The sequence below is a fragment of the Antribacter gilvus genome (assembly GCF_003946865.1).
In the GTDB taxonomy this organism is placed as follows: domain Bacteria; phylum Actinomycetota; class Actinomycetes; order Actinomycetales; family Cellulomonadaceae; genus Antribacter; species Antribacter gilvus.
Genome location: NZ_QXTH01000010.1, coordinates 96,417 through 117,296, shown reverse-complemented (window position 1 = coordinate 117,296; position 20,880 = coordinate 96,417). Strand labels below are relative to the sequence as shown.

Here is a 20,880-nt window from a genome sequence, read left to right as displayed (position 1 = left end):
GGGGCGACCTGCCGCCCGCCGTACGGTGAGCGGCCCGATCCAGGAGGTAACTCAGCATGGCTGTCTACTCGCTCCCTGACCTGTCCTACGACTACGGATCGCTCGAGCCGCACATCTCGGGCAGGATCATGGAGCTGCACCACTCCAAGCACCACGCTGCTTACGTCGCCGGCGCCAACACGGCGCTGGACAAGCTCGAGGAGGCCCGCGACAAGGGTGACCTCGCGGCCGTGAACCTGCACGAGAAGAACCTTGCGTTCAACCTCGGCGGCCACATCAACCACTCCGCGTTCTGGACCAACCTGTCGCCCGAGGGCGGCGGCGAGCCCACCGGTGAGATCGGCTCGGCCATCGACGAGCACTTCGGCTCGTTCGACAAGTTCAAGGCGCACTTCGCGGCCGTCGCGGCGGGCGTCCAGGGGTCGGGCTGGGCCATCCTCGCCTGGGACTCGATCGGTCAGAAGCTGATCATCGTGCAGCTCTACGACCAGCAGGGCAACATCCCGCTCGGCCTGGTGCCGATCGTGCTGCTCGACTGCTGGGAGCACGCGTACTACCTCGACTACCAGAACGTCCGTGCCGACTACGTCACGGCCTGGTGGAGCGTCGTCAACTGGTCGGACGCTGAGGCACGCCTCCAGCGCGCGAAGACGCAGACCGCGGGCCTCATCGTCCCGTGACGCTGCGGTTCGTCCTGTAGCACCGCCGCCGAGGTGGTGCCCACGCCCCGAGCGCTCCGAGCGCGCGCGGTCGGGGGCACCACCTCGGCGTCATTCCCCGGTCAGCGCGTCGGGCCGCCCCAGGTGCGCCCGCAGCACCTCCGCGAGACCCTGCCGCCGGTCGCACCCCGCGAACCGGAACGAGCGCGCCAGCTCCCGCGCCTGCTCGGGCGACACGCCGCGGAACAGGTCGCCGAACCGCTCCGCGAGCGGTTCCGCGAGCAGGATGTGCCGCACCAGCACGGCGACGTGCGGACCGCGACCCCACGGCCACGGCTCGTACTCGGGGAACTCGCGGTCGAAGAGGGCGTCGACCGGGTCGAGGACGTCCCGCACCCCGGCGTCCGTTCCGCCCCACGAGTCGATCCCCAGCCGCTGCTTCGTCGCCAGCACGTCGCTGATCAGCGACAGGTACGGGCTCGACGGCCTGGCGTGCACGAGCCCCTGGAGCCCCACGTCCTTGTAGGTCCACAGGGCCCAGCTCGCGTCGTGCTCGGCGTAGATGTCGAGCTGGTCCTGCAGGATCTGCAGGCGCCACCCGTCCTGCGCGGGGTCCGGGTAGACGGGTCCGAACTCGCCGATCCAGACCGGCGTCCCGGTGGACCGCATGAACTCCGTCCGCCGCAGGAACGTCGCCTCGAGGACGTCGCGGTCCACGTACTCCCCGCGGACCACTCCCGGGTAGGCGGTGGCCCGGGTGATCCCGGGCAGGGCGTAGTCGTGCGCGGTGTACACGGTGTTCGGCAGCGGCTCGCTGCGCTCGGCGAACGCGGAGAAGTCGGTGGAGTACTTGTTGCCGTCCAGGAACAGCACGTGCCGGGGGTCCACGGCCCGGATCGCCTTCTCGAGCCGGTCGTAGAAGGCGGGGAGCACCTCGCCGGTCGGGTCCGACGGCTCGTTGACCGGGTTGTAGCCCGCGACCTCCGGACGGTCCTTGTAGCGGTCGGCGAGGGCCTCCCACAGGTGCACCACGCGGTCCTGGAAGTGTGGGTGCTGCCAGAAGTCGGCGACGTGCGTCGGGTTGTCGCTGTGCCAGTGCTGGTTCTGGCGGCCCGGGACGGCGTGCAGGTCCAGCACCGACCAGATCCCGTGCCGGGCGAGCAGCGTGACCACCCGGTCGAGCCGCTCGAAGCCCTCCTCGAGCAGCTCGAAGGGGCGTGCGTCGTCCTCGAAGTGCTTGTAGCCGAACGGGATCCGTACGGAGTTGATCCCCAGGGAGGTCAGGTACGCGGCGTCGTCCTCGTCGAAGAACGCCGTGTAGAACTCGTCGAAGAAGGCGTCGTACGCCTCGCGACCCATCCGGTCCAGCAGCACCCGGCGGAGGTTCGACTCGTTGCCCGGGTAGCCGGTGATGAAGTTCTCCAGGTTCATCCACCCGCCGAGGCCGACGCCCTGGAGGCGTACTGCGGACCCCGCAGGGTCGACGAGGTGACGGCCCTGGACGGTGAGCCAGGGGAGCGGAGCGGGCTGGGGCATGGCGGTCCTTGTCGGGTCGGCGGCGGGTCGGCTCGGTGGTCGGGGGCTACGTCGTCAGCGGGATCACGGCCGGCCCGCCCCGGTGGGCGATCACGGGCCCGGGACCCAGGGTCACCACCTCGTTGCCGGCGACGGTCAGGGAGAGGCGCGCACCGCCGTCGTCGGGCAGCGTGAGCTCTCCCGTCACCGGGGCGGGGTGCAGCCCTGTCACCGTGACCGCGCCCGACGGCGCGACCGCCACCCGCCACCCCGCGGGGAAGGCAAGCCACGGCTCGCCGTCGCGGCGCACACGGACGCCGCCTGTGCCGTCGGGCGCGAGGGTCAGGACCTGCTCGTACCGCACCCGGCTGCCCGACGGCGCGGTCTCCCTCGCGTACGTCACGCTCGACACGCCGGGTTCCCGGCCGGGTGCCACGGGCGAGACGCCGGAGAACCAGAGGGTGCCGTCCGGGTCCTCGTGGATGCCGCACAGGCGCTCGACGGCGTCGAGGTAGAAGAGCGCGGCGGGGGAGTACTGCTCGGTGTAGCCGGGCGCGCCGGTCCAGGGGTCGAGCGTCTGCGGGAACCGCTGGGCGCGTGCGAGGGCGACGACGGCGGGCCGCAGCGCGCCGGCCAGCTCGGCGACGTGCCCGTACTCCTCGAACGCCCGCGGCGCGCGGATCAGGGACAGGAGATTGGTCGGGCCGCCCCAGGAGTTCTGGCCGGCGTCGTGGTCGAAGCGGGGGTCGTCGAGGGCGAGCGACGCGAACGGGACCGCCGGGTGCAGCTTCCGGGTGCTGAGCAGGTAGCGGGCGAGCACCTCGTGGGCCTCCTCGTGCGTGGCCGCCTCGCAGGCCAGGACGCGGAGGAGCACGTCCGAGACGATCCGGACGGGACTGCCGGTGGCGTCGAGGTCGTACCAGGCGCCGTCGTCGGAGCGGAGGGTGGCCAGGGCCGCGAGGCTCCTGTGCGCGGCGGCCCGCCACGGCCCGGGGTCCTCGCCGAGCTCGGCCGCGAGCAGGGCGAGGTACGTACGCTGCCCGGCGGTGTGGGCGGTCAGGTCCGGGGCGACGAACGGCAGGCGCGGGTTGCCGGTGTCCCAGCGGGCGGGGTCGCCGCCCGGTGTCGTGTCCGGCACGTGCCAGAACCGCGGGGAGGCGTCGTGACCCGTGTCGTAGGTGCAGAAGGCCTCGGTGCCGCCCGTGCCCCGGGTGTCGCGGTGGGCGGCTATCCAGGCGTCGTCGCGGGCGAGCGCGTCGTACATCGTGCGGAGATAGTCCCGGGCCGACGGCGGACCCACCGCCGGCGCGCCCGGCGCTGCGCCGGCGGTACCCGCCGCGCCCTCCACCCGGGCCGCGCCCTCCGCCCGCGCCAGCCGCTGGTACGTCTCGTGGACCGCCCGGGCCAGGGGCGTCACGCGCTGCACCTGGAAGAACGCCGGGCCGTCGGCGGTGACCTTGTAGGGCAGGAGGCCGTCGTCGCGCGCACCGTGCGCGAGCAGGAGGTGCGTGTCACGGGCGACCTCGGGCGCGAACATCGCCAGGACCTCGGTGCTCACCGAGGCCGTGCTCTCCAGCCACGCGCCGGGGTAGGGGCCGCCCTCGGTGAGCACGGGGAGGCTGTCGCCGAGCGGCCGGACGCACGCGCCGACGTCGGACCAGGCCAGGTGCCAGGCCGACTCGAGTGCGGCGGCGGTGTCCCCGCCGGTGACGTGGAGGTCGACGGCGGGGGACAGGCGGGGGGAGGCGAGCACGGGATCCTGTCGGTCTGGTCGGTCGGTGAACCCCTCCGCCGAGACCGGGGGGCGTCTCGGCGGAGGGGAGAGCGAGGCTGGTCAGCCTGCCGCCAGGGCCGCCTCCATCTCGGCGATCCACTGGTCGGCCGCCTCCTCGGGCGACAGCTGCCCGAAGATCACCTGCTGCTCGAACCGCTGCGTGGTGTCGTTGAGTCCGGACCCGCCCGCGGGCTGCGGCGGGGCGGGCTCGGTGGTCTCGGTGACCTCGGTTACGTACTCGCCCGCCGCGGCGGAGGCCGGGTCGAGGAGGTCCTTGATGCCCTCGTAGACCTCGGCGTTGAAGGGCAGGCCGCGGTCGGCGAGGATCAGCTTGCCGGCCTCGACGTCGTTGACGAGGTAGTCGACGAGGAGAGCCGACTCCTCGGGGTGCTCGGACTGCGAGGAGATCCCCCAGTACTGTGAGGGGAGAACCGTGGCGCCCGGGTGGTCGTACTGGTTCTCGCCGGGGACCTTGAGGATGACGAGCTCGTCGCCGGAGCTGGTGGCGTAGGTGCCGAGCAGGTTCGAGTAGGCGAAGCTCATGCCGGCCTTGCCGGTGCCGATGAGCGTCAGCTCGGGGCCCACGTTCTGCAGCTCGACGGTCTTCTCGGCGGACGGCTGCGCGCCGGAGGCGATGAGCCCGGTCTCCATGGTCCAGAAGTCCACGAGCGTGTCCTTCTCGACGGCGAGGTTGCCGTCCCAGTCGTAGAGGCCGTCGCCGCGCTGGCCCGCGTACACGCCGAGGATGTCCTGGATACGCATCTCCACGCCGTACGTCTCGGCGTCGGGGTGCTTCTCGGAGATCTCGGTGGCCAGGTCGGTGAAGTCCTCCCAGGTCCAGGACTCGTCGTCGGGCAGCTCGACGCCCGCCTCGGAGAAGATGCGCGTGTTGGCGATGACGCCGATCGCGTTGCCCCCGGTGGGGAGGCCGTAGACGGTGCCGTCCACGGTGGACGAGACGAGCGTGGACTCGGCGAAGGCCGAGGTGTCGAGGACCTCGGGCACGGAGTTCAGGTCCAGCAGGGCGCCTGCCGCGCCGTACTCCTGGGGGTAGGCGCCGCCGAGGCACAGGACGTCGGGAGCGTCGCCGGCCGCGGTGGCGGTGGCGACCTTGTCGAAGTACGAGTCGAAGTCGCTCGGCTCGCCCTGGACGGTGATGTGCGGGTACTCCTCCTGGAAGCTCGCGATCACGTCGTTCATGATCGCGGTCCGGGCGTCGGAGCCCCACCAGGTGAGCTTGAGGGTCACGGCCTCCGGCGAGCCCTCGTCGGCGGGCTCCTCGGCGGCGCCGCCACAGGCGGCCAGGAGGGCGGCGACGGTGACGACCGCCGCCGCGCGCAGGGGAATGGATCGGTGGATACGCATCGTTGCGCCTCTCTTCACAAACCATGTGTGCGACATGGGGAAATCCAGGACCGTCGAACGAAACTTTCGTTCTCAGGTCCGGAAATTGCCGCTTGTTCGTAAGGTAGGCAGGGTGGTTGAATCGTGTCAATAACGGACCGGTATCGTTTAACACGACGCCGGCCCGCACCGCACCGCCGCACTGTCGCGGCGACCCTCGACGAGGAGGACCTGTGTGAGCAGCATCGGCGAGCTCCGTGCCGTCGCACGTCAGAGCGGCTCCGCCCGCCGCGAGAAGGGACTTCCCTTCCGCAAGCGCTTTCCCGACGCGGTGCAGGGATACCTCTTCCTGGCGCCCTGGCTGGTCGGCCTCGTGGCCTTCACCGTCGGGCCCATGATCGTGTCGTTCTACCTCTCGCTGACCGACTATCACCTGCTGCGCAACGCCCGCACGGCCCCCGCTTTCATCGGCCTCGAGAACTACACGCGGATGTTCGAGGACCCGCGCCTCCTCAAGTCCCTCGAGGTCACGGTCGTCTACGTCGTCACCTCGGTGCCGCTCCAGCTCGCGCTGGCGCTCGCGGTCGCGCTGCTGCTCGACAAGGGGATGCGCGGCCTGCCCCTGTACCGGTCGGTGTTCTACCTGCCGTCGCTGTTCGGCGGCTCCGTCGCCGTCGCGATCCTGTGGCGGCAGGTCTTCGGCCAGACCGGCCTCGTCAACCAGCTCCTCGCGCTGTTCGGGATCGAGGGCCCGGGCTGGATCTCCCACCCGGACACCGCGCTGAGCACCATCGTGATCCTGCACGTGTGGACGTTCGGCTCGCCGATGGTGATCTTCCTGGCCGGACTGCGCCAGATCCCCGGCGACCTCTACGAGGCCGCCCAGATGGACGGCGCGTCGCCCGTACGGCGGTTCCGCTCCATCACGGTGCCCCTGCTGACGCCGATCCTGTTCTTCAACCTCGTGCTGCAGACCATCTTCGCGTTCCAGTCGTTCACGCAGGCGTTCATCGTGTCCGGCGGCACGGGCGGGCCGGTGGACTCGACCCTCTTCTACTCGCTGTACCTCTACCAGACCGGCTTCACCAAGTTCCAGATGGGCTACGCCTCCGCGATGGCCTGGTTCCTGCTGGTGGTGATCGGCCTCGTCACGGCCGTCAACTTCTGGCTGTCCAAGTACTGGGTCTTCTACGAGGACTGATGATGACTTCCACGACGGTCTCCCCTGCCCCCGCGACGCTCCCGGCGGGCCTCGCGCCGGCCCGCCGCCCGCACGCCTGGCGCCGCACCACCGTGAGCGTGCTCAAGCACATCGGTCTGGTGGCCCTGTCCTGCCTGATGATCTACCCGCTGATCTGGCTCGTCGTCGCGTCGCTGCGGCCCAACGAGATGATCTTCGACAACCTGGGGCTCGCGTTCACGAACCTCACGCCCGAGAACTACGTCCAGGGGTGGGACGCCCAGCGCTACCCGTTCACGCGGTACCTGCTCAACTCGGGCGTGCTGGTGCTGGGCGCGGTGCTGGGCAACCTGATCTCGTGCTCGCTGGCCGCCTACGCGTTCGCCCGGCTGCGGTTCCCGGGCCGCACGCTGTACTTCACGGTCATGCTGGGCACGATCATGCTGCCGGTCCACGTGGTCCTCGTGCCCCAGTACGTGATCTTCTCCCAGCTGGACTGGATCAACACCCCGCTGCCGCTGATCGTGCCGAAGTTCCTCGCGACCGACGCCTTCTTCGTGTTCCTCATGGTCCAGTTCATCCGCGGGCTGCCCAAGGAGCTGCACGAGGCCGCCCGGATCGACGGTGCAGGGCACCTGCGGATCTTCGCCCAGATCGTGCTGCCGCTCATGGTCCCGGCGCTCGCGACGACCGCCATCTTCACGTTCATCTGGACCTGGTCCGACTTCTTCGGCCCCCTGCTCTACCTCACCCGCGAGGAGAACTGGCCCGTGTCGATCGCCCTCCGGGGCTTCCTGGACTCGTCGTCCAGCTCCAACTACGGCGGCATGTTCGCCATGTCGGTGGTGTCCCTGCTGCCGCTGTTCATCGCGTTCCTCCTGGGCCAGAAGTACCTGGTCAAGGGCATCGCCACGACGGGCATCAAATAGCACGGCGCCCGACGACGGCTGTGGCCGCCTTCCGTACGGAAGGCGGCCACAGCCGTCGTCGAGCAACCTCTCGCTAGATCAGGTGCAGGGAGTCCTTGTTGGTGTCCGAGTACAGGCGCTCGATCTCGCCCGCGTAGTCGGCGGTGAAGACCGAGCGGCGCACGCTCTGCTTCGGCGTGAGGTAGCCGTTCTCGATCGTGAGGTCCTGCTCGAGGACCGTGAACTTGCGGATCGACTCCGCCTTGGAGACGGCCTTGTTCGCCCGGATGACCGCCTGGTCGAGCGCGGCGAGCACGTCCGGGTCCTTGCGGGCCTCGTCGACCGACATGGCGGGCTTGCCGTGCATGTTCAGCCAGCCGGGCAGGCCCTCCTCGTCGATGGTGACGAGAGCGGCGATGTACGGCTTGTTGTCGCCCACCACGACGCACTGGCTGACCAGCGCGTGCGCGCGGATCCGGTCCTCGAGGACCGACGGCGCCACGTTCTTGCCGCCCGCGGTGACGATGATCTCCTTCTTGCGGCCGGTGATCGTGAGGAACCCGTCGTCGTCCAGGACGCCGAGGTCGCCGGTGCGGAACCAGCCGTCGTCGGTGAACGACTCGGCCGTGGCCTCGGGGTTGTTGTGGTAGCCGCGGAAGATGTGGATGCCCTTGAGGAGGATCTCGCCGTCCTCGGCGATCTTCGCGCCGCAGCCGGGCAGCTGGAGGCCGACGGAGCCGACCTTGATGGCGTCCGGCCGGTTGACCGACGTGGGCGCTGTGGACTCCGTCAGGCCGTAGCCCTCGAGGATCATGAGGCCCAGGCCGCGGTAGAAGTGGCCGAGGCGCTCGCCCAGCGGGCCGCCGCCGGACACCGCGTGCCGCGCGGCCCCGCCCAGCTTCGCCTTGAGCTTGGAGTAGACCAGGATGTCTGCGACCTTGTGCTGGACGTTCAGCCAGAGCCCCGGGCCCTTGTCGGTGTCCTGGGCGCGCGACCAGGCGATCGCGGTCGCCACGGCCCAGTGGAAGATCTTGACCTTGCCGCCGGCTGCCGCGGACTGCTCCGCCGAGTTGTAGACCTTCTCGAAGACGCGGGGCACGGCGAGGATGAACGTGGGCTTGAACGCGGCCAGGTCGGGCAGGAGCTGCTTGGTGTCGGGCGTGTGGCCCAGGACCACGCCGCCGGCGACCGCCAGCACCTCGACGAACCGGGCGAAGACGTGCGCCAGGGGGATGAAGAGCAGCGTGCGGCCGCCCTCGGCGAACACCTCCGGGTTCACCTCGATCGCGTTGATGGTGAGCGACGCGAAGTTGCCGTGCGTCAGCTCGGCGCCCTTGGGGCGGCCCGTGGTGCCGGACGTGTAGATGATCGTCGCGAGGTCGTCGAGGTTCGCGATGGCGCGGCGGCGGGCGATCTCCTCGTCCGTGACGTCCGCGCCGTCGGCCGTGAGCGTCGCGATCGCGCCGTCGTCGATGACGAGCACGTCCTGGAGGCTCGGGGTCTGGTCGCTCACCTCGGCGACCGTCGCGGCGTGCTCCGCGGTCTCCGTGACCAGGAGCTTCACCTCGGAGTCGCTGACGATCCACTGCACCTGCTCGGCGCTGGACGTCTCGTAGATGGGGATCGGTAGAGCGCCCGCCGCCCAGGCGGCGAAGTCGAGGAGCGTCCACTCGTACCGGGTGCGGCACATGATGCCCACCGCGTCGCCCGGCTGGATCCCGCGCGCCACGAGACCCTTGGCCACGGCGACGACCTGCGCGTCGAACTCGCCGGCCGTCACCACCGACCACGGATCGCTCGCGTTCGCGCCGGGCACCTCGGCGAACGGCCGGTGCGCGCCGGCGGAGACCCGCGTCGCGAGCACATCGTTCAGGTTCGACGTCGGTGGCAGCTCGATGAGCTGTGGGCTGAGGATCTCGTCCATGTGTCTGACTCCAGTGGCAGTACTGACCGTGGCTGCAAAGATACCGGTAATCCCCCTTCCGGTGTGAGCAGCCGCACACCGGACCGTCGCGCCTGTCCACGAACCGGGTGCCATGGCCCCATCGGTCCCGGCGGTCGTTAGGCTGGGGCCGTGCGTCCACGGGCGCGAACACCCTGCGGTCGCCTCCGGGCCCGGCCGCCCTGCAGCGAGAGAACGTGAGGACGCATGCACGCCATCGGAGTCGACATCGGCGGCACCAAGATCGCGGTCGGCGTGGTGGACGAGGAGGGGCAGATCCTGGCGCAGGTGCGCCGGGAGACCGACGCCGACGACGTGGCCCAGATCGACCGCGCCATCGCCGACGCCGTGGACGAGCTCGCCAAGGAGCACAAGGTCGGCGCGATCGGCCTCGCCGCCGCCGGGTTCATCAGCCCCGACCGCACGTCCGTGCAGTTCGCGCCCAACATCGCCTGGCGTGAGTACCCGCTCGCCGCCAAGGTGGGCGAGCTGATCCACGTCGACGTCCCCATCGTCGTGGAGAACGACGCCAACGCCGCCGGCTGGGCCGAGTTCCGGTTCGGCGCCGGGCGCGAGGTGACCGACATGCTCCTGCTCACCGTCGGCACCGGCCTGGGCGGCGCCATCGTCGTGGGCGGCGAGCTCGTCCGCGGCAAGTGGGGCATGGCCGCCGAGGTGGGCCACATGCGCGTGGTCCCCGAGGGCCACTACTGCGGCTGCGGCCACGAGGGCTGCTGGGAGCAGTACGCCTCGGGGACCGCCCTGGTGCGCGACGCGCAGCACGCGGCCATCGCCTCGCCCGACCGCGCGGCGCGCCTGCTCGAGGGCGCCGGGGGAGACCCCGAGAAGATCACCGGCCCGCAGGTCACGCAGGCTGCACAGGACGGCGACGAGCTCGCCGTCGAGCTGCTCGCCACCCTCGGTCGCTGGATCGGCGAGGGCGCCGCGTCCGTCGCCGCGCTGCTCGACTTCGAGCTCGTCGTCATCGGCGGTGGGGTCGGCGCGGCCGGCGAGCTGCTGCTCGGCCCGGTCCGCCGCGGCTACGAGGCGCAGCTCTCCGCCCTGGGCCACCGGCCGGTCGCGGCCATCGAGCTGGCGCACCACGGGAACGAGGCCGGGATCATCGGAGCGGCAGACCTGGCACGACGCTGAGGGGGTAGGGGCTGGTTTCAGGCTGCGGCCCGCGGATCTGGTCTGTGGGCCTTGACTGGTTTCAGGCGACGGCCCGCGGATCTGGTCTGTGGTCGGGCCGGTTTCAGGCCAAGGCCCGCGGATCTCGTCTGCCGGCCGGTCCTGGTCTCAGGCCAAGGCCCGCGGGTCTGGTCTGTGGGCCGGTCCTGTCTCAGACTGTGTTTTTTGTCGTCTGAGACCTGCACTCCGCTCCGGGCGAGGGCCTCGTTCCTCGGCCCTCACCCTGCGCTGCGTTCCGGTCTCAGACGACGGCCCCAGGGCCGTCGTCTCCGTCACGGTGGTGCGGCATCCGCCAGAACAGCACGCCGAGACCTGCCACGAACAGGCCGATGCCGATCTGCCCCGCCAGGGGCGGGATGTGCACGGAGGGGAACGCCGAGACGACCAGCACGGTCGCGAGCGAGAGCACCGGGATGCCCACCACGAAGCCCCAGGCCATCGTGAGCAGCGGGTCCTTCGACAGGAGCGGCGGCGGCTCGGGTGGGGTGAAGTGGGACTCCACCTCCTCGAGCGCCTCCACCTCGTCGGAGGCGGGCCAGTCGCGCGGCCCGGCAGGCCGTACGATCCGGGCGGGCGGCGCGGAGGCGTCGTCCGTCGCGGCGACGTCACCGGGCGCACTGGCAGATGTGCTGCCAGGCTCTGTGCCGGAGGGCGCGGGACGCTCGCCGTCGTCGTCACCGGGCTGGCTGATGTCGCCGAGCGTCGCCACGATGTCCGCCCAGCGGGCTTCCACGTCGTGGTCGGGCAGCTCTCCCGAGCCGTCCGGGGACTGGTCGTCGTCGCGGTCGTCCGTGTTCGATGCGGCCATGCGCACACTCTAGAGTCGGATCGTGGCTCCGCGCGGGGGTCGGAGGAGGAAAGTTGTTCTTCTGGGTGATGAAGCACGTGCTGGTCGGGCCGCTGCTCCGGCTGGCGTACCGCCCGTGGGTCCGGGGCGGTGAGAACGTGCCCGAGTCCGGGGCGGCGATCCTGGCCGGAAACCACCTCGCGGTGATCGACTCGTTCATCCTGCCGCTCCTCCTCGACCGGCAGGTCAAGTTCCTGGGCAAGTCCGACTACTTCACCGGCACGGGCATCAAGGGCCGCATCGTGGCGGGCTTCATGCGCGGCGTCGGCACCATCCCCGTGGACCGCACGGGCGGCAGGGCCAGCGAGGCAGCGCTGGAGACCGGCCTGCGCGTGCTGCGCGAGGGCGGCCTCTTCGGCATCTATCCCGAGGGCACCCGCAGCCCCGACGGCCGCCTGTACCGCGGCAAGACCGGCGTGGCGCGGCTCGCGCTCGAGTCCGGCGCCCCGGTGATCCCCATCGTGATGGTCGGCACCGACGTGGCCCAGCCGATCGGGCGCCGGATCCCCAAGCTCATGCCGCTCGGCGCGATCGTCGGGAAGCCGCTGGACTTCTCCCGCTACAAGGGCATGGAGGAGGACCGGTTCGTCCTCCGGGCCGTCACCGACGAGATCATGTACGCCATCCTCCAGCTCTCCGGCCAGGAGTACGTGGATGTGTACGCCGCCACGGCGAAGGCGCGGCTGGCCGCGGGCAACGAGGCGGGCCCCGCGGCCGACGTCGCACCCGGTGGAAAGCCCCTCCCGGAGCCCCCCGCGAGATAGGCCCCGGGGAGGACCGTCCAGGGGGCGGAACCGGCGCTGGTCAGGGCGGGCCGTCAGTAGGATGGCAGCGAGGGCCCGGCGCCTGGCGCCGGTCCCGCCAGTCCCCAACGAGAGGTGCTAGTCCGATGGCTGTTCGTCGCGTGGCTCTGCTGACCGCCGGCGGCTTTGCCCCCTGCCTTTCCTCGGCCGTGGGTGGGCTCATCGAGCGTTATACAGAGCTCGACCCCACGATCGAGATCATCGCCTACCAGTACGGCTACCACGGCCTGCTGACGGGCACGAAGATCGAGATCGACGAGGAGGGTCGCAAGCAGGCCGGGATCCTGCACCGGTTCGGCGGCTCGCCCATCGGCAACTCGCGCGTCAAGCTGACGAACGTGGCCGACGCGGTCAAGCGCGGGCTGGTCCAGGAGGGCCAGGACCCGCTGCACGTGGCCGCCGAGCAGCTCAAGTCCGACGGCGTGGACGTGCTCCACACCATCGGCGGCGACGACACGAACACGACGGCTGCCGACCTCGCGGCCTACCTGCACGAGAACGGGTACGAGCTCACGGTCGTGGGCCTGCCCAAGACGATCGACAACGACGTGATCCCGATCCGTCAGTCGCTCGGCGCCTGGACCGCGGCCGAGGAGGCTGCCGGCTTCGCGGCCAACGTCATCGGCGAGCACCGCTCGGGCCCGCGCATGCTCATCGTGCACGAGGTCATGGGCAGGCACTGCGGGTGGCTCACCGCCGCCGCGGCCAAGGAGTACCGCAAGTGGCTCGACCAGCAGGAGTGGGCCCCCGCGCTGGGCCTCACCAAGGAGCGCTGGGACGTCCACGCCGTGTTCCTGCCGGAGCTCGAGCTCGACATCGAGGCGGAGGCGAAGCGCCTGCGCGCCGTGATGGACGAGATCGGCAACGTCAACATCTTCCTCTCCGAGGGCGCGGGCATGCACGAGATCGTCGCGCAGCTCGAGGCCGCCGGCGAGGAGGTGCCGCGGGACCCGTTCGGGCACGTCAGGCTCGACACGATCAACCCGGGCCAGTGGTTCGCGAAGCAGTTCGCGGAGAAGCTCGGCGCCGAGAAGGTCATGGTCCAGAAGTCGGGCTACTACTCGCGCGCCGCCGCGGCGAACGCCGAGGACCTGCGCCTCATCAAGTCGATGACGGACCTCGCGGTCGAGTGCGCGCTGCGCGGCGAGTCCGGCGTGATCGGCCACGACGAGGAGGACGGCGACCGGCTCAAGGCGATCGCGTTCCCCCGCATCGCGGGCGGCAAGGCCTTCGACGTGACGCAGGAGTGGTTCGGCGAGATCCTCGCCGCGATCGGGCAGCCGCTCGTCCCCGCGACGGCAGCCGCCCACTGATCTTCTCCGGCCCCGGGGCTCGCGCCCCGGGGCCGGACCTACGAAGGGCACTCGCATGAGCACGGTCGCGGACACCGCGCTGGCTGCAGGACTTGACCACTTCCGCACGCTCGAGGCTCGTCAGCAACCGACCTGGCCCGACGCCGGGGCGCTCGCCGCCGTCTCGGAGCGACTCTCTCAGGCGGCCCCCCTCGTGGTGCCGGCCGAGGCCGACACGCTCCGCGAGCGGCTGGCCGCCGCAGGCCGGGGCGAGGCCTTCCTCCTCCAGGGCGGCGACTGCGCCGAGACGTTCGCGGACGCGAACGCGAACCGGATCCGCAACAAGGTCCGCACCATCCTGCAGATGGCCGTCATCCTCACGCACGGCGCGAGCACTCCCGTGGTGAAGATGGGCCGCCTCGCGGGGCAGTACGCGAAGCCGCGCTCGTCGGACCTCGAGGAGCGCGACGGCGTGACGCTGCCCGCCTACCGGGGCGACATGGTCAACGGCTTCCCCTTCACGCGTGAGGCACGAGTTCCCGACCCGGAGCGGCTCGAGCAGGCGTACCGGATCTCGTCGGCGACGGCGAACGTGGTGCGCGCGTTCACGCAGGGCGGTTTCGCCGACCTGCGCCGGGTGCACGAGTGGAACCGCGGCTTCATGCGGAACCCGGCGTACGCCCGCTACGAGTCGACGGCCGACGAGATCGATCGCGCGATCCGCTTCATGGAGGCCTGCGGAGCCGACTTCAATGCCTTGAAGACGGTCGAGTTCTTCCTCAGCCACGAGGCCCTGATCCTCGACTACGAGCGCGCCCTGACGCGCCAGGACCAGCGCACCGGCCGCGCCTATGACACGTCGGCGCACTTCCTGTGGATCGGGGAGCGCACGCGCCAGCTCGACGGCGCCCACGTGGACTTCCTGTCCCGCGTGGCGAACCCCATCGGGGTGAAGCTCGGGCCCACCACCGTGCCGGAGGACGCCCTCGCGCTGATCGAGCGCCTGAACCCCGACAACACGCCCGGCCGGCTGACGTTCGTGACCCGCATGGGCGCGTCCACGATCCGTGACGCGCTGCCCAAGCTGGTCGAGGCCGTCACGGGCTCGGGCGCCCAGGTCACCTGGGTGACGGACCCCATGCACGGCAACACGATCACGTCGGCCAGCGGCTACAAGACCCGCCGCCTGTCCGACGTGCTCGACGAGGTGGCCGGCTTCTTCGAGGTGCACCGCGCCCAGGGCACCGTGCCGGGCGGGCTCCACATCGAGCTCACCGGCGACGACGTCACCGAGGTGCTGGGCGGCAGCGAGGAGATCTCCGACGAGGGCCTCGCGCTGCGCTACGAGACCCTCGTGGACCCGCGGCTCAACCACCAGCAGTCGCTGGAGCTGGCCTTCCAGGTCGCGGAGATGCTCCGCGCCTGAGGGTCAGAGGTGCGTCTGGGCCACCCGGCGGACCTCGGCGCGCCGGCCCGAGGCCAGCGCGTCGACGGGCCGGGTGCCCAGCGCGTCCTCGTGGGTGAAGAGCCACTCGATGATCTCGGGGTCGGTGAAGCCGCCGTCCGAGAGCAGCACGATGGTGCCGCGCAGCGTCGGGATGACGATCGAGCCGCCCGGGTCGGCGTCGTCGCCGTCGTCGCCCGCGCGGGGCCTCCGGTCGGGGTCGGGCACGACGAAGCGGGCCGGGACCTGGAAGGTGGTGCCGGGTCCGCGCTTGATCCCGACGAGGTGCCGGTCCTGAACGAGGCGGCGCGTCTTGCCGAGGTCGATGTCGAGCACCTCGGCGAGGTCGGGCAGGGTCAGCCAGTCGTCGACGAGGTCGTCGAGACGGGCAGCGGTTTCACTCACGCCCACAAGCCTAAGCCGTGACCGGGGTGCGCAGGGCGACGGGCGCCGGGCGGGCGTCCCCGTCGTGGGTGCTAAGGCCGGGTGAACTCCCGGCAACGATCGTGCAACGGTGCGACACCCGCGCGTGGTGGGCTCCGCCGTGGGCCCGTCTCACCCGCTTAGACTCGGCCCCGTGGCCATGGTGACGACGGACCCCCTGCTCGGCCGCCTGGTCGACGGGCGGTACGAGGTACTCGAGCGTGTTGCTCGCGGCGGCATGGCCACGGTCTACCGTGCGCTCGACCGCCGCCTGGACCGGGAGGTGGCCCTCAAGGTCATGCACCCGCACCTGGCGGAGGGTGCCGAGGCGAACGACTTCCTCTCGCGCTTCCGGCGGGAGGCGCGCGCAGCCGCGGGCCTCACCCACCACGGCGTGGTGGCGGTCTTCGACCAGGGGCTCGACGGCGAGACCAGCTACCTCACGATGGAGTACGTACCCGGCACCAACCTGCGCCGGGAGATCCGCAACGGTGGGATGACCGTCCGGCGGGCGTTCGCGATCCTCGAGCAGGTGCTCGCCGCGCTCTCCGTGGCGCACCGCAAGGGCGTGGTCCACCGCGACATCAAGCCGGAGAACGTGCTGATCACCGCGGAGAGCGGGCAGGTCAAGGTTGCCGACTTCGGCCTGGCGCGTGCCGTCACGGAGGTGACGTCGACCTCGACGGGCACCGTCCTCGGCACGGTCGCCTATCTCGCCCCGGAGGTCATCTCCACGGGCAGGTGCGACGCCCGCGCGGACGTGTACGCCGTGGGCATCCTCGCCTTCGAGATGCTGACGGGCCGGCTGCCGCACCCGGGGGACACCCCGATCCAGATCGCGTTCGCGCACGTCAACAACGACGTGCCCCGGCCGTCGTCGCTCGCGCCCCAGCTCGGCCCCGCCGTTGACGACATGGTGTGCTCGTTCGCGGCCCGTAACCCCGACGGGCGGCCCATGGACGCGGCCGCAGCCCTCGAGGTGCTGCGCGGTGTGCGGCACTCGCTGCCCGACGGCGTGCTCGACTCGGTGGTCGGAGATCCCGCGGCCGCGGCTGCTGCGGCTGCCGCGTCGGACGGTGGCCCGGCGTCGGGCACGGTCGCTCCCGCGCGGGGGATGCCGCCGACGACGGCGATGCCTGCCGTGGGCGGCCCCGCAGAAGGTGCCCGCCAGGGCACCATGCCCACGACGATGCTCCCGGGCCGGCCCGGCCCGTACTACGGCACGCCCGGCCAGCACGCCGCTCCTGGCGTCTACGGGCAGCAGCCCGGGTACCCGGGCCAGGCGATGGTCCCGGCGGACCGGCGCCCGGCAGGGCTCACGGCGGGGGGCGCCCCGCCGGAGACGCCGCGTCTCGACAAGAAGCGGGCGACCGGCACGATCGTCACCGCGATCGTGCTGCTGGTCCTGCTGATCGCCCTCTTCGGGTGGATCCGGAGCCAGGCGGTGAGCACGGCGACCGTGCCCGACGGGCTGACCGGCCTGCCGGTGGCCGAGGCGGAGTCGAGGCTCGAGGCCGTGGGGCTCGTCGTGGCGAAGGCGGAGCAGCACGACGCCACGGTGGCCGAGGGCTCGGTGATCTCCACCGACCCGGCCTCGGGCGCCACGCTGAACGAGGGCGAGACCGTCGAGCTCCTGGTGTCGCTCGGTGTCGACCTGATCGAGGTCCCCACCGGGGTGGTGGGCAAGATGCAGGACGCCGCGAGCAGGGCGCTTCAGGACGCCGGCTTCATGCTGGGCACCGCTACCTCGACGAACGACGACGCGATCCCCGAGGGACAGGTGATGGCGGTCTCAGGCCCGGAGGGCGCCGTCGAGGAGGGGGCCTCGCTGGAGCGCGGCACCACCCTCACGCTCACCGTCTCCGCAGGCCCTCCGCCGGTCGCCGTGCCCCAGGTGGTGGGGACCGCCGTCGAGGTGGCCCGGAAGACCCTGGAGGACCTGGGTCTCCGGGTGGAGGTCATCGAGGAGGCCTCGAACGACCACGAGGCAGGCCATGTCGTGGCGCAGGACCCGGAGAACAGTACCCAGGTCCGCCGTGGCGACCCGGTGACTCTCCTGGTCTCCACCGGGCCGGTGCAGGTCGAGGTGCCCAGCGTGGTCGACCTGTCGCGCGAGGAGGCCAGGACCGCGCTGGAGGCCGCGGGGTTCGTCGTCGAGGTGGAGGACTGGACCTTCGCCTTCACGGGCGACAAGGTCGGTCGCCAGGTCCCGGGCGCCGGCGAGACTGCGAACGAGGGCAGCACCGTGACGATCGCCGGCTTCTGACCAGCGGCGTCAGGCCGCCCGGTCCACGGCCGCGTGCGCCAGGTCGGCCAGCACCGTACGCCCGGGCTCGGCCAGGCCGGCGGCAGCCAGGCGCACGTGGGCACGGGTGGCCAGCTCGTCGATGACCGCCTCGACGGCGTCGAGGGCCCCCGAGCCGACGATCGTGCCGCGGAGCTCGGCCACGGCGTCGTCGGTCAGGGCGGGGTCGCCGAGGCGGCGCGTCACGAGGCCCCGCCCCGCGTCGTCGGTCCCGGCCATCGTGCGGGCCATGAGGACCGTGCGCTTGCCCTCGCGCAGGTCGTCCCCGGCGGGCTTGCCGGTCACTGCCGGGTCGCCGAAGACGCCCAGGACGTCGTCGCGCAGCTGGAACGCCTCGCCGAGCGGCAGGCCCGCGGCGCGCACCGCCTCGACCCGCTCCGGCGACGCCCCGGCCAGCACCGCGCCGAGGGCCAGGGGCGCCGCGACCGAGTAGGTCGCCGACTTGGCGCGCAGCACGGCACGGGCCCGCTCCTCGTCCGACGCGGGGTCCGCGCCCCACGGCTCGGCCTGCACCAGCACGTCCAGGTACTGACCGACGACCACCTCGCTCTGCATCGCGTCGAACGTGGCGCGGGCGGCGCGGGCGACGCCGTTGGGGAGGCCGTCGAGCGCGGCGCTCAGCTCGCGCTGGGCGGCGACGAGCACCAGGTCGCCCAGGAGGATGGCAGCGGCCTCGCCGAACGCGTCGCTCCCGCCGGCCCACCCGGCGACCACGTGCCGCGCGGCGAAGGCGCGGTGCGCGGTGGGACGGCCACGTCGCGTGTCGGAGTTGTCCATGACGTCGTCGTGCAGGAGGGCGGCCGCCTGGAAGAGCTCGAGCGCGGCGCCCACCCGGACCGCCGCGGTGCGGGCCGCGTCGTCCCCGTCGAGGGGCCCGGCGCCGCCGTGCGCGCGGAACGACCAGTAGCAGAACGCGGCGCGCAGCCGCTTGCCGCCCAGCAGGAGGTCGGCGGCCTGGTCGGTGAGGGCCTTGGCTCCCGCGCCGATCCGCTCCACCTCGGTCGCGAGGGCGTCGAGGTGCGCGCGGACCGCGGAGTCGACGTCGGTGCGGAGGTTCTCGAGGTCGACGAGCGCCGCCGCGGCGGCCGGCGCTGCGGGGGAGTGGGCTGCGAGGGAAGGCACGGTCCCAGCCTAGGCCGCGAGGCGCGGTGCTCGCGGGCGTGGGGCGGTGTGACGCGTGACCTGTTCCTGGCGGTCAGGGCGCGGCGGGTGCCAGGACCGTGCCGGTGACGGTCACCAGGCGGCGTGCGCCGTCGTCCAGGATGCCGACGAGGAGCGACTCCGTGGCGGTGCCGGCGTCTGTGGGCGACTGCCGGGTGTAGGCCGCCTGGGCCGTGAGGCCGGTGGCGTCCGGCGCCTCCACGGGCGCGAACCCCTGACCGCCGAGGGACGCGGCGAACTGGTCCAGGACCTCCTGCGGGGTGAGCGACGAGGTGAGGTTCATGGTGATCTGCGTCTGCGGCGGGACCGACCCCTCGGAGGGCTGCGCGGACGTGGCGAGCAGCGTGGCCGACGCCGGCACCGGCAGCAGCTCCTGGGGGAACCCGGGAACATACCTGCCGACCGCGGAGGACGGGTCGAACGCCGGCAGGGACGCGACGGCATCCTGCCCGACGACGGCGTCCTCGCCCTCGGCGGCCGGCTCACCGCACGCGGCGGCCGTCAGGGCGACGACGACCGCCACCAGCACGGCGCTCCGCGCCCGGGCGGGCAGGCGGGGGGCACGAGAGGCGGGACGCGGGTCGACGGTGCGGGCTGGCACGAGGCACACCGTACCCGGACCGACCCGCGCGACCACAAGGCGGGGCGCGGAGCCCGACCACAAGCGCGGACGCCTCCACAACGGCCGTCCCACCCGGCCGCGCGGCGGCCGGGCGGGTGGGATCGGGGCATGACAACAGCCACGGTGCGGGTCGGCGGACCCCAGGACCTCCTCGCATACATCCCCTTCCGGCTCGGGTTCCGGCCCCAGGACTCCCTCGTCGTCGTCAGCCTCCGCGGACCGAGACGCTCGGTCGGGCTCGTCGCCCGCGTCGACCTCGACGACCTCACGCTCGCCCCGCCGGTCGGGGCCGGGCCGGCGGGGGCCGGGCCGGCGGGGACAGGTGGGGCTGGGACAGACGGACCCGGGGAGCCGGGCGGGGGCGGGGAGCCGGGCGGGGCGGGGCTCGCGGACTGGCTCGTCGAGCACACGGTCGCGGACGGTGCGGACCGGGCGGTCGTGGTCGTGTACACGGCAGCCGACCTCGACGGGCGTCCCCGCGGCGCCGAGCGGCGGGCCGTCGACCTCGTCCGCGCCCGTCTCGACCGGGTGCTGCCGGGCACCGAGGCGTGGGTCGTGGCTCCCACCGGGTACCGCGCCCTGGGCTGCACCGACCAGGTCTGCTGCCCGCCTGGCGGTCGGCCGCTCACGCAGATCGAGGGCAGCAGAGTCAGCGCCGGCATGGTCCTCGAGGGACGTACCGTCGCCCCCAGCCGGGCGGAGCGGTACGCCATCCGGCCTGCGGCCACGGAGGCGCGGGCCCAGGCGAGCCGGGCCGCGGGCCGCTGGCAGCAGCAGCACGACCGGATCGTCGTGGCGGCGGCCGGCACGGGCCCGGACGCGGCCCGTGCGGTGCGGTCGCTCAGCCAGAGGGGCGCGGAGGTGCTCGACCTGTGGCGCACCCTCACCCGGCAGGCCGCGGTGGAGCCGGGGCAGCAGGTGGTCCTGGCCCCCGTCCTTCTGGGCAGGCTGGCGGCGGGGCTCTCGGACACCTGGATCCGCGACGCGGTCCTCCTGAGCCTCGTCCCGGGCACCGAGGAGCTGGCGAGCGCCACGGCCAGGCGTCAGGCGGATCCCGCACGGGACGCCGCGATCGGTTCCGTGATGGCCCGGATCGTCGACCCGGGCGTCGGGGAGCAGCCCGACCGGCGCCTCACGGCCCCGGCGTGCGTGGTCCTCGAGGCGGTCGTGGCCCATGTGCCGCGCCGGCGCTGGGCGCCCGCGTGCCTCCTCCTCGGGCTGCTGTCGTGGTGGGACGGCGACGGCGGAGGGGCGGGCGAGCGGGTGACGGAGGCGCTCCGGGCCGAGCCGGGATACCGGCTCGCGGTCCTTCTGGGGAGCGCCCTGCAGGGCGGGGTGCCGCCTGGTTGGGTGGGACGGGTGTACCGGGAGGAGGAGGAGTCGCGGGGCAGGGAGGCGGCGCCCCGCCCGTCGCTGGGCGCTCGGGCCGGCTGACCGGCGAGAAGAGCCCGGGCTCGGGGTGGCGCCGGG

The 20,880-nt window shown here is 72.3% G+C and carries 17 protein-coding genes; 9 read left to right on the top strand and 8 right to left on the bottom strand.

Annotated elements, in window-relative coordinates; all coding sequences use genetic code 11:
- The first annotated feature begins 56 nt into the window (after positions 1-56).
- Complete coding sequence (locus D1350_RS17625) at positions 57-680, top strand: superoxide dismutase (RefSeq protein WP_125777348.1); 624 nt, start codon at positions 57-59, stop codon at positions 678-680.
- Between the two features lie 90 nt (positions 681-770).
- Here the strand turns inward: D1350_RS17625 and D1350_RS17620 are convergent, their stop codons facing one another.
- The 3 genes from D1350_RS17620 to D1350_RS17610 form a co-directional block, all read right to left on the bottom strand.
- Positions 771-2,195, bottom strand: a complete 1,425-nt coding sequence (locus D1350_RS17620) for a glycoside hydrolase family 5 protein (protein WP_125777347.1) — start codon at positions 2,193-2,195, stop codon at positions 771-773.
- A 46-nt stretch (positions 2,196-2,241) separates the two neighbouring features.
- Entirely contained in the window at positions 2,242-3,927 is a 1,686-nt protein-coding gene (locus tag D1350_RS17615) for an MGH1-like glycoside hydrolase domain-containing protein (RefSeq protein WP_125777346.1), read from the bottom strand.
- Positions 3,928-4,008: 81 nt separating this feature from the next.
- The gene (locus D1350_RS17610) at positions 4,009-5,313 is read right to left on the bottom strand and encodes an ABC transporter substrate-binding protein (protein WP_164545214.1); all 1,305 of its coding nucleotides are present in this window, start codon (positions 5,311-5,313) and stop codon (positions 4,009-4,011) included.
- A gap of 214 nt (positions 5,314-5,527) precedes the next feature.
- Between D1350_RS17610 and D1350_RS17605 the strand changes: the two genes are divergently transcribed.
- Positions 5,528-6,493 carry a carbohydrate ABC transporter permease gene (locus D1350_RS17605; RefSeq protein WP_164545213.1) on the top strand — a complete coding sequence of 322 codons (966 nt, stop codon included), beginning with the start codon at positions 5,528-5,530 and terminating at the stop codon, positions 6,491-6,493.
- Positions 6,493-7,401 (top strand): carbohydrate ABC transporter permease, encoded by a 909-nt coding sequence (locus tag D1350_RS17600; RefSeq protein WP_125777344.1) that lies wholly within the window; start codon positions 6,493-6,495, stop codon positions 7,399-7,401. The genes D1350_RS17605 and D1350_RS17600 overlap by 1 nt, the downstream gene beginning before the upstream one ends.
- Before the next feature lie 73 nt (positions 7,402-7,474).
- Here the strand turns inward: D1350_RS17600 and D1350_RS17595 are convergent, their stop codons facing one another.
- On the bottom strand, positions 7,475-9,304 hold the full coding sequence (locus tag D1350_RS17595) for an AMP-dependent synthetase/ligase (protein ID WP_125777343.1): 1,830 nt from the start codon (positions 9,302-9,304) through the stop codon (positions 7,475-7,477).
- Positions 9,305-9,529: 225 nt separating this feature from the next.
- Here D1350_RS17595 and D1350_RS17590 point away from each other — a divergent pair, with 225 nt between their 5' ends.
- Positions 9,530-10,474: an ROK family glucokinase gene (locus tag D1350_RS17590; protein WP_125777342.1), complete on the top strand. Its 945-nt coding sequence runs from the start codon at positions 9,530-9,532 to the stop codon at positions 10,472-10,474.
- Between the two features lie 280 nt (positions 10,475-10,754).
- Here D1350_RS17590 and D1350_RS17585 read toward each other — a convergent pair whose 3' ends face one another.
- Positions 10,755-11,321: a hypothetical protein gene (locus tag D1350_RS17585; protein WP_125777341.1), complete on the bottom strand. Its 567-nt coding sequence runs from the start codon at positions 11,319-11,321 to the stop codon at positions 10,755-10,757.
- Between the two features lie 53 nt (positions 11,322-11,374).
- Here D1350_RS17585 and D1350_RS17580 point away from each other — a divergent pair, with 53 nt between their 5' ends.
- From D1350_RS17580 to D1350_RS17570, 3 genes are all read left to right on the top strand, one after another.
- Positions 11,375-12,124 (top strand): lysophospholipid acyltransferase family protein, encoded by a 750-nt coding sequence (locus D1350_RS17580; protein ID WP_125777340.1) that lies wholly within the window; start codon positions 11,375-11,377, stop codon positions 12,122-12,124.
- A gap of 125 nt (positions 12,125-12,249) precedes the next feature.
- Entirely contained in the window at positions 12,250-13,476 is a 1,227-nt protein-coding gene (locus tag D1350_RS17575; protein ID WP_125777339.1) for a pyrophosphate--fructose-6-phosphate 1-phosphotransferase, read from the top strand.
- A gap of 55 nt (positions 13,477-13,531) precedes the next feature.
- A complete protein-coding gene (locus tag D1350_RS17570) occupies positions 13,532-14,881 on the top strand; it encodes a class II 3-deoxy-7-phosphoheptulonate synthase (protein ID WP_125777338.1) in 1,350 nt (449 codons plus the stop codon).
- 3 nt (positions 14,882-14,884) lie between these two features.
- Here D1350_RS17570 and D1350_RS17565 read toward each other — a convergent pair whose 3' ends face one another.
- The gene (locus D1350_RS17565) at positions 14,885-15,304 is read right to left on the bottom strand and encodes an Rv2175c family DNA-binding protein (protein ID WP_125777337.1); all 420 of its coding nucleotides are present in this window, start codon (positions 15,302-15,304) and stop codon (positions 14,885-14,887) included.
- Between the two features lie 178 nt (positions 15,305-15,482).
- Between D1350_RS17565 and D1350_RS17560 the strand changes: the two genes are divergently transcribed.
- Positions 15,483-17,588, top strand: coding sequence for a Stk1 family PASTA domain-containing Ser/Thr kinase (locus D1350_RS17560; protein WP_125777437.1), 2,106 nt, complete (start codon positions 15,483-15,485; stop codon positions 17,586-17,588).
- 9 nt (positions 17,589-17,597) lie between these two features.
- On the opposite strand, the gene D1350_RS17555 is transcribed toward D1350_RS17560, so the two are convergent.
- Positions 17,598-18,749, bottom strand: coding sequence for a polyprenyl synthetase family protein (locus tag D1350_RS17555; RefSeq protein WP_125777336.1), 1,152 nt, complete (start codon positions 18,747-18,749; stop codon positions 17,598-17,600).
- A 73-nt stretch (positions 18,750-18,822) separates the two neighbouring features.
- Entirely contained in the window at positions 18,823-19,389 is a 567-nt protein-coding gene (locus D1350_RS17550) for a hypothetical protein (protein ID WP_125777335.1), read from the bottom strand.
- A gap of 129 nt (positions 19,390-19,518) precedes the next feature.
- On the opposite strand from D1350_RS17550, the gene D1350_RS17545 reads away from it, so the two are divergent.
- A complete protein-coding gene (locus D1350_RS17545) occupies positions 19,519-20,844 on the top strand; it encodes a DUF4192 domain-containing protein (protein ID WP_125777334.1) in 1,326 nt (441 codons plus the stop codon).
- Positions 20,845-20,880: the final 36 nt, after the last annotated feature.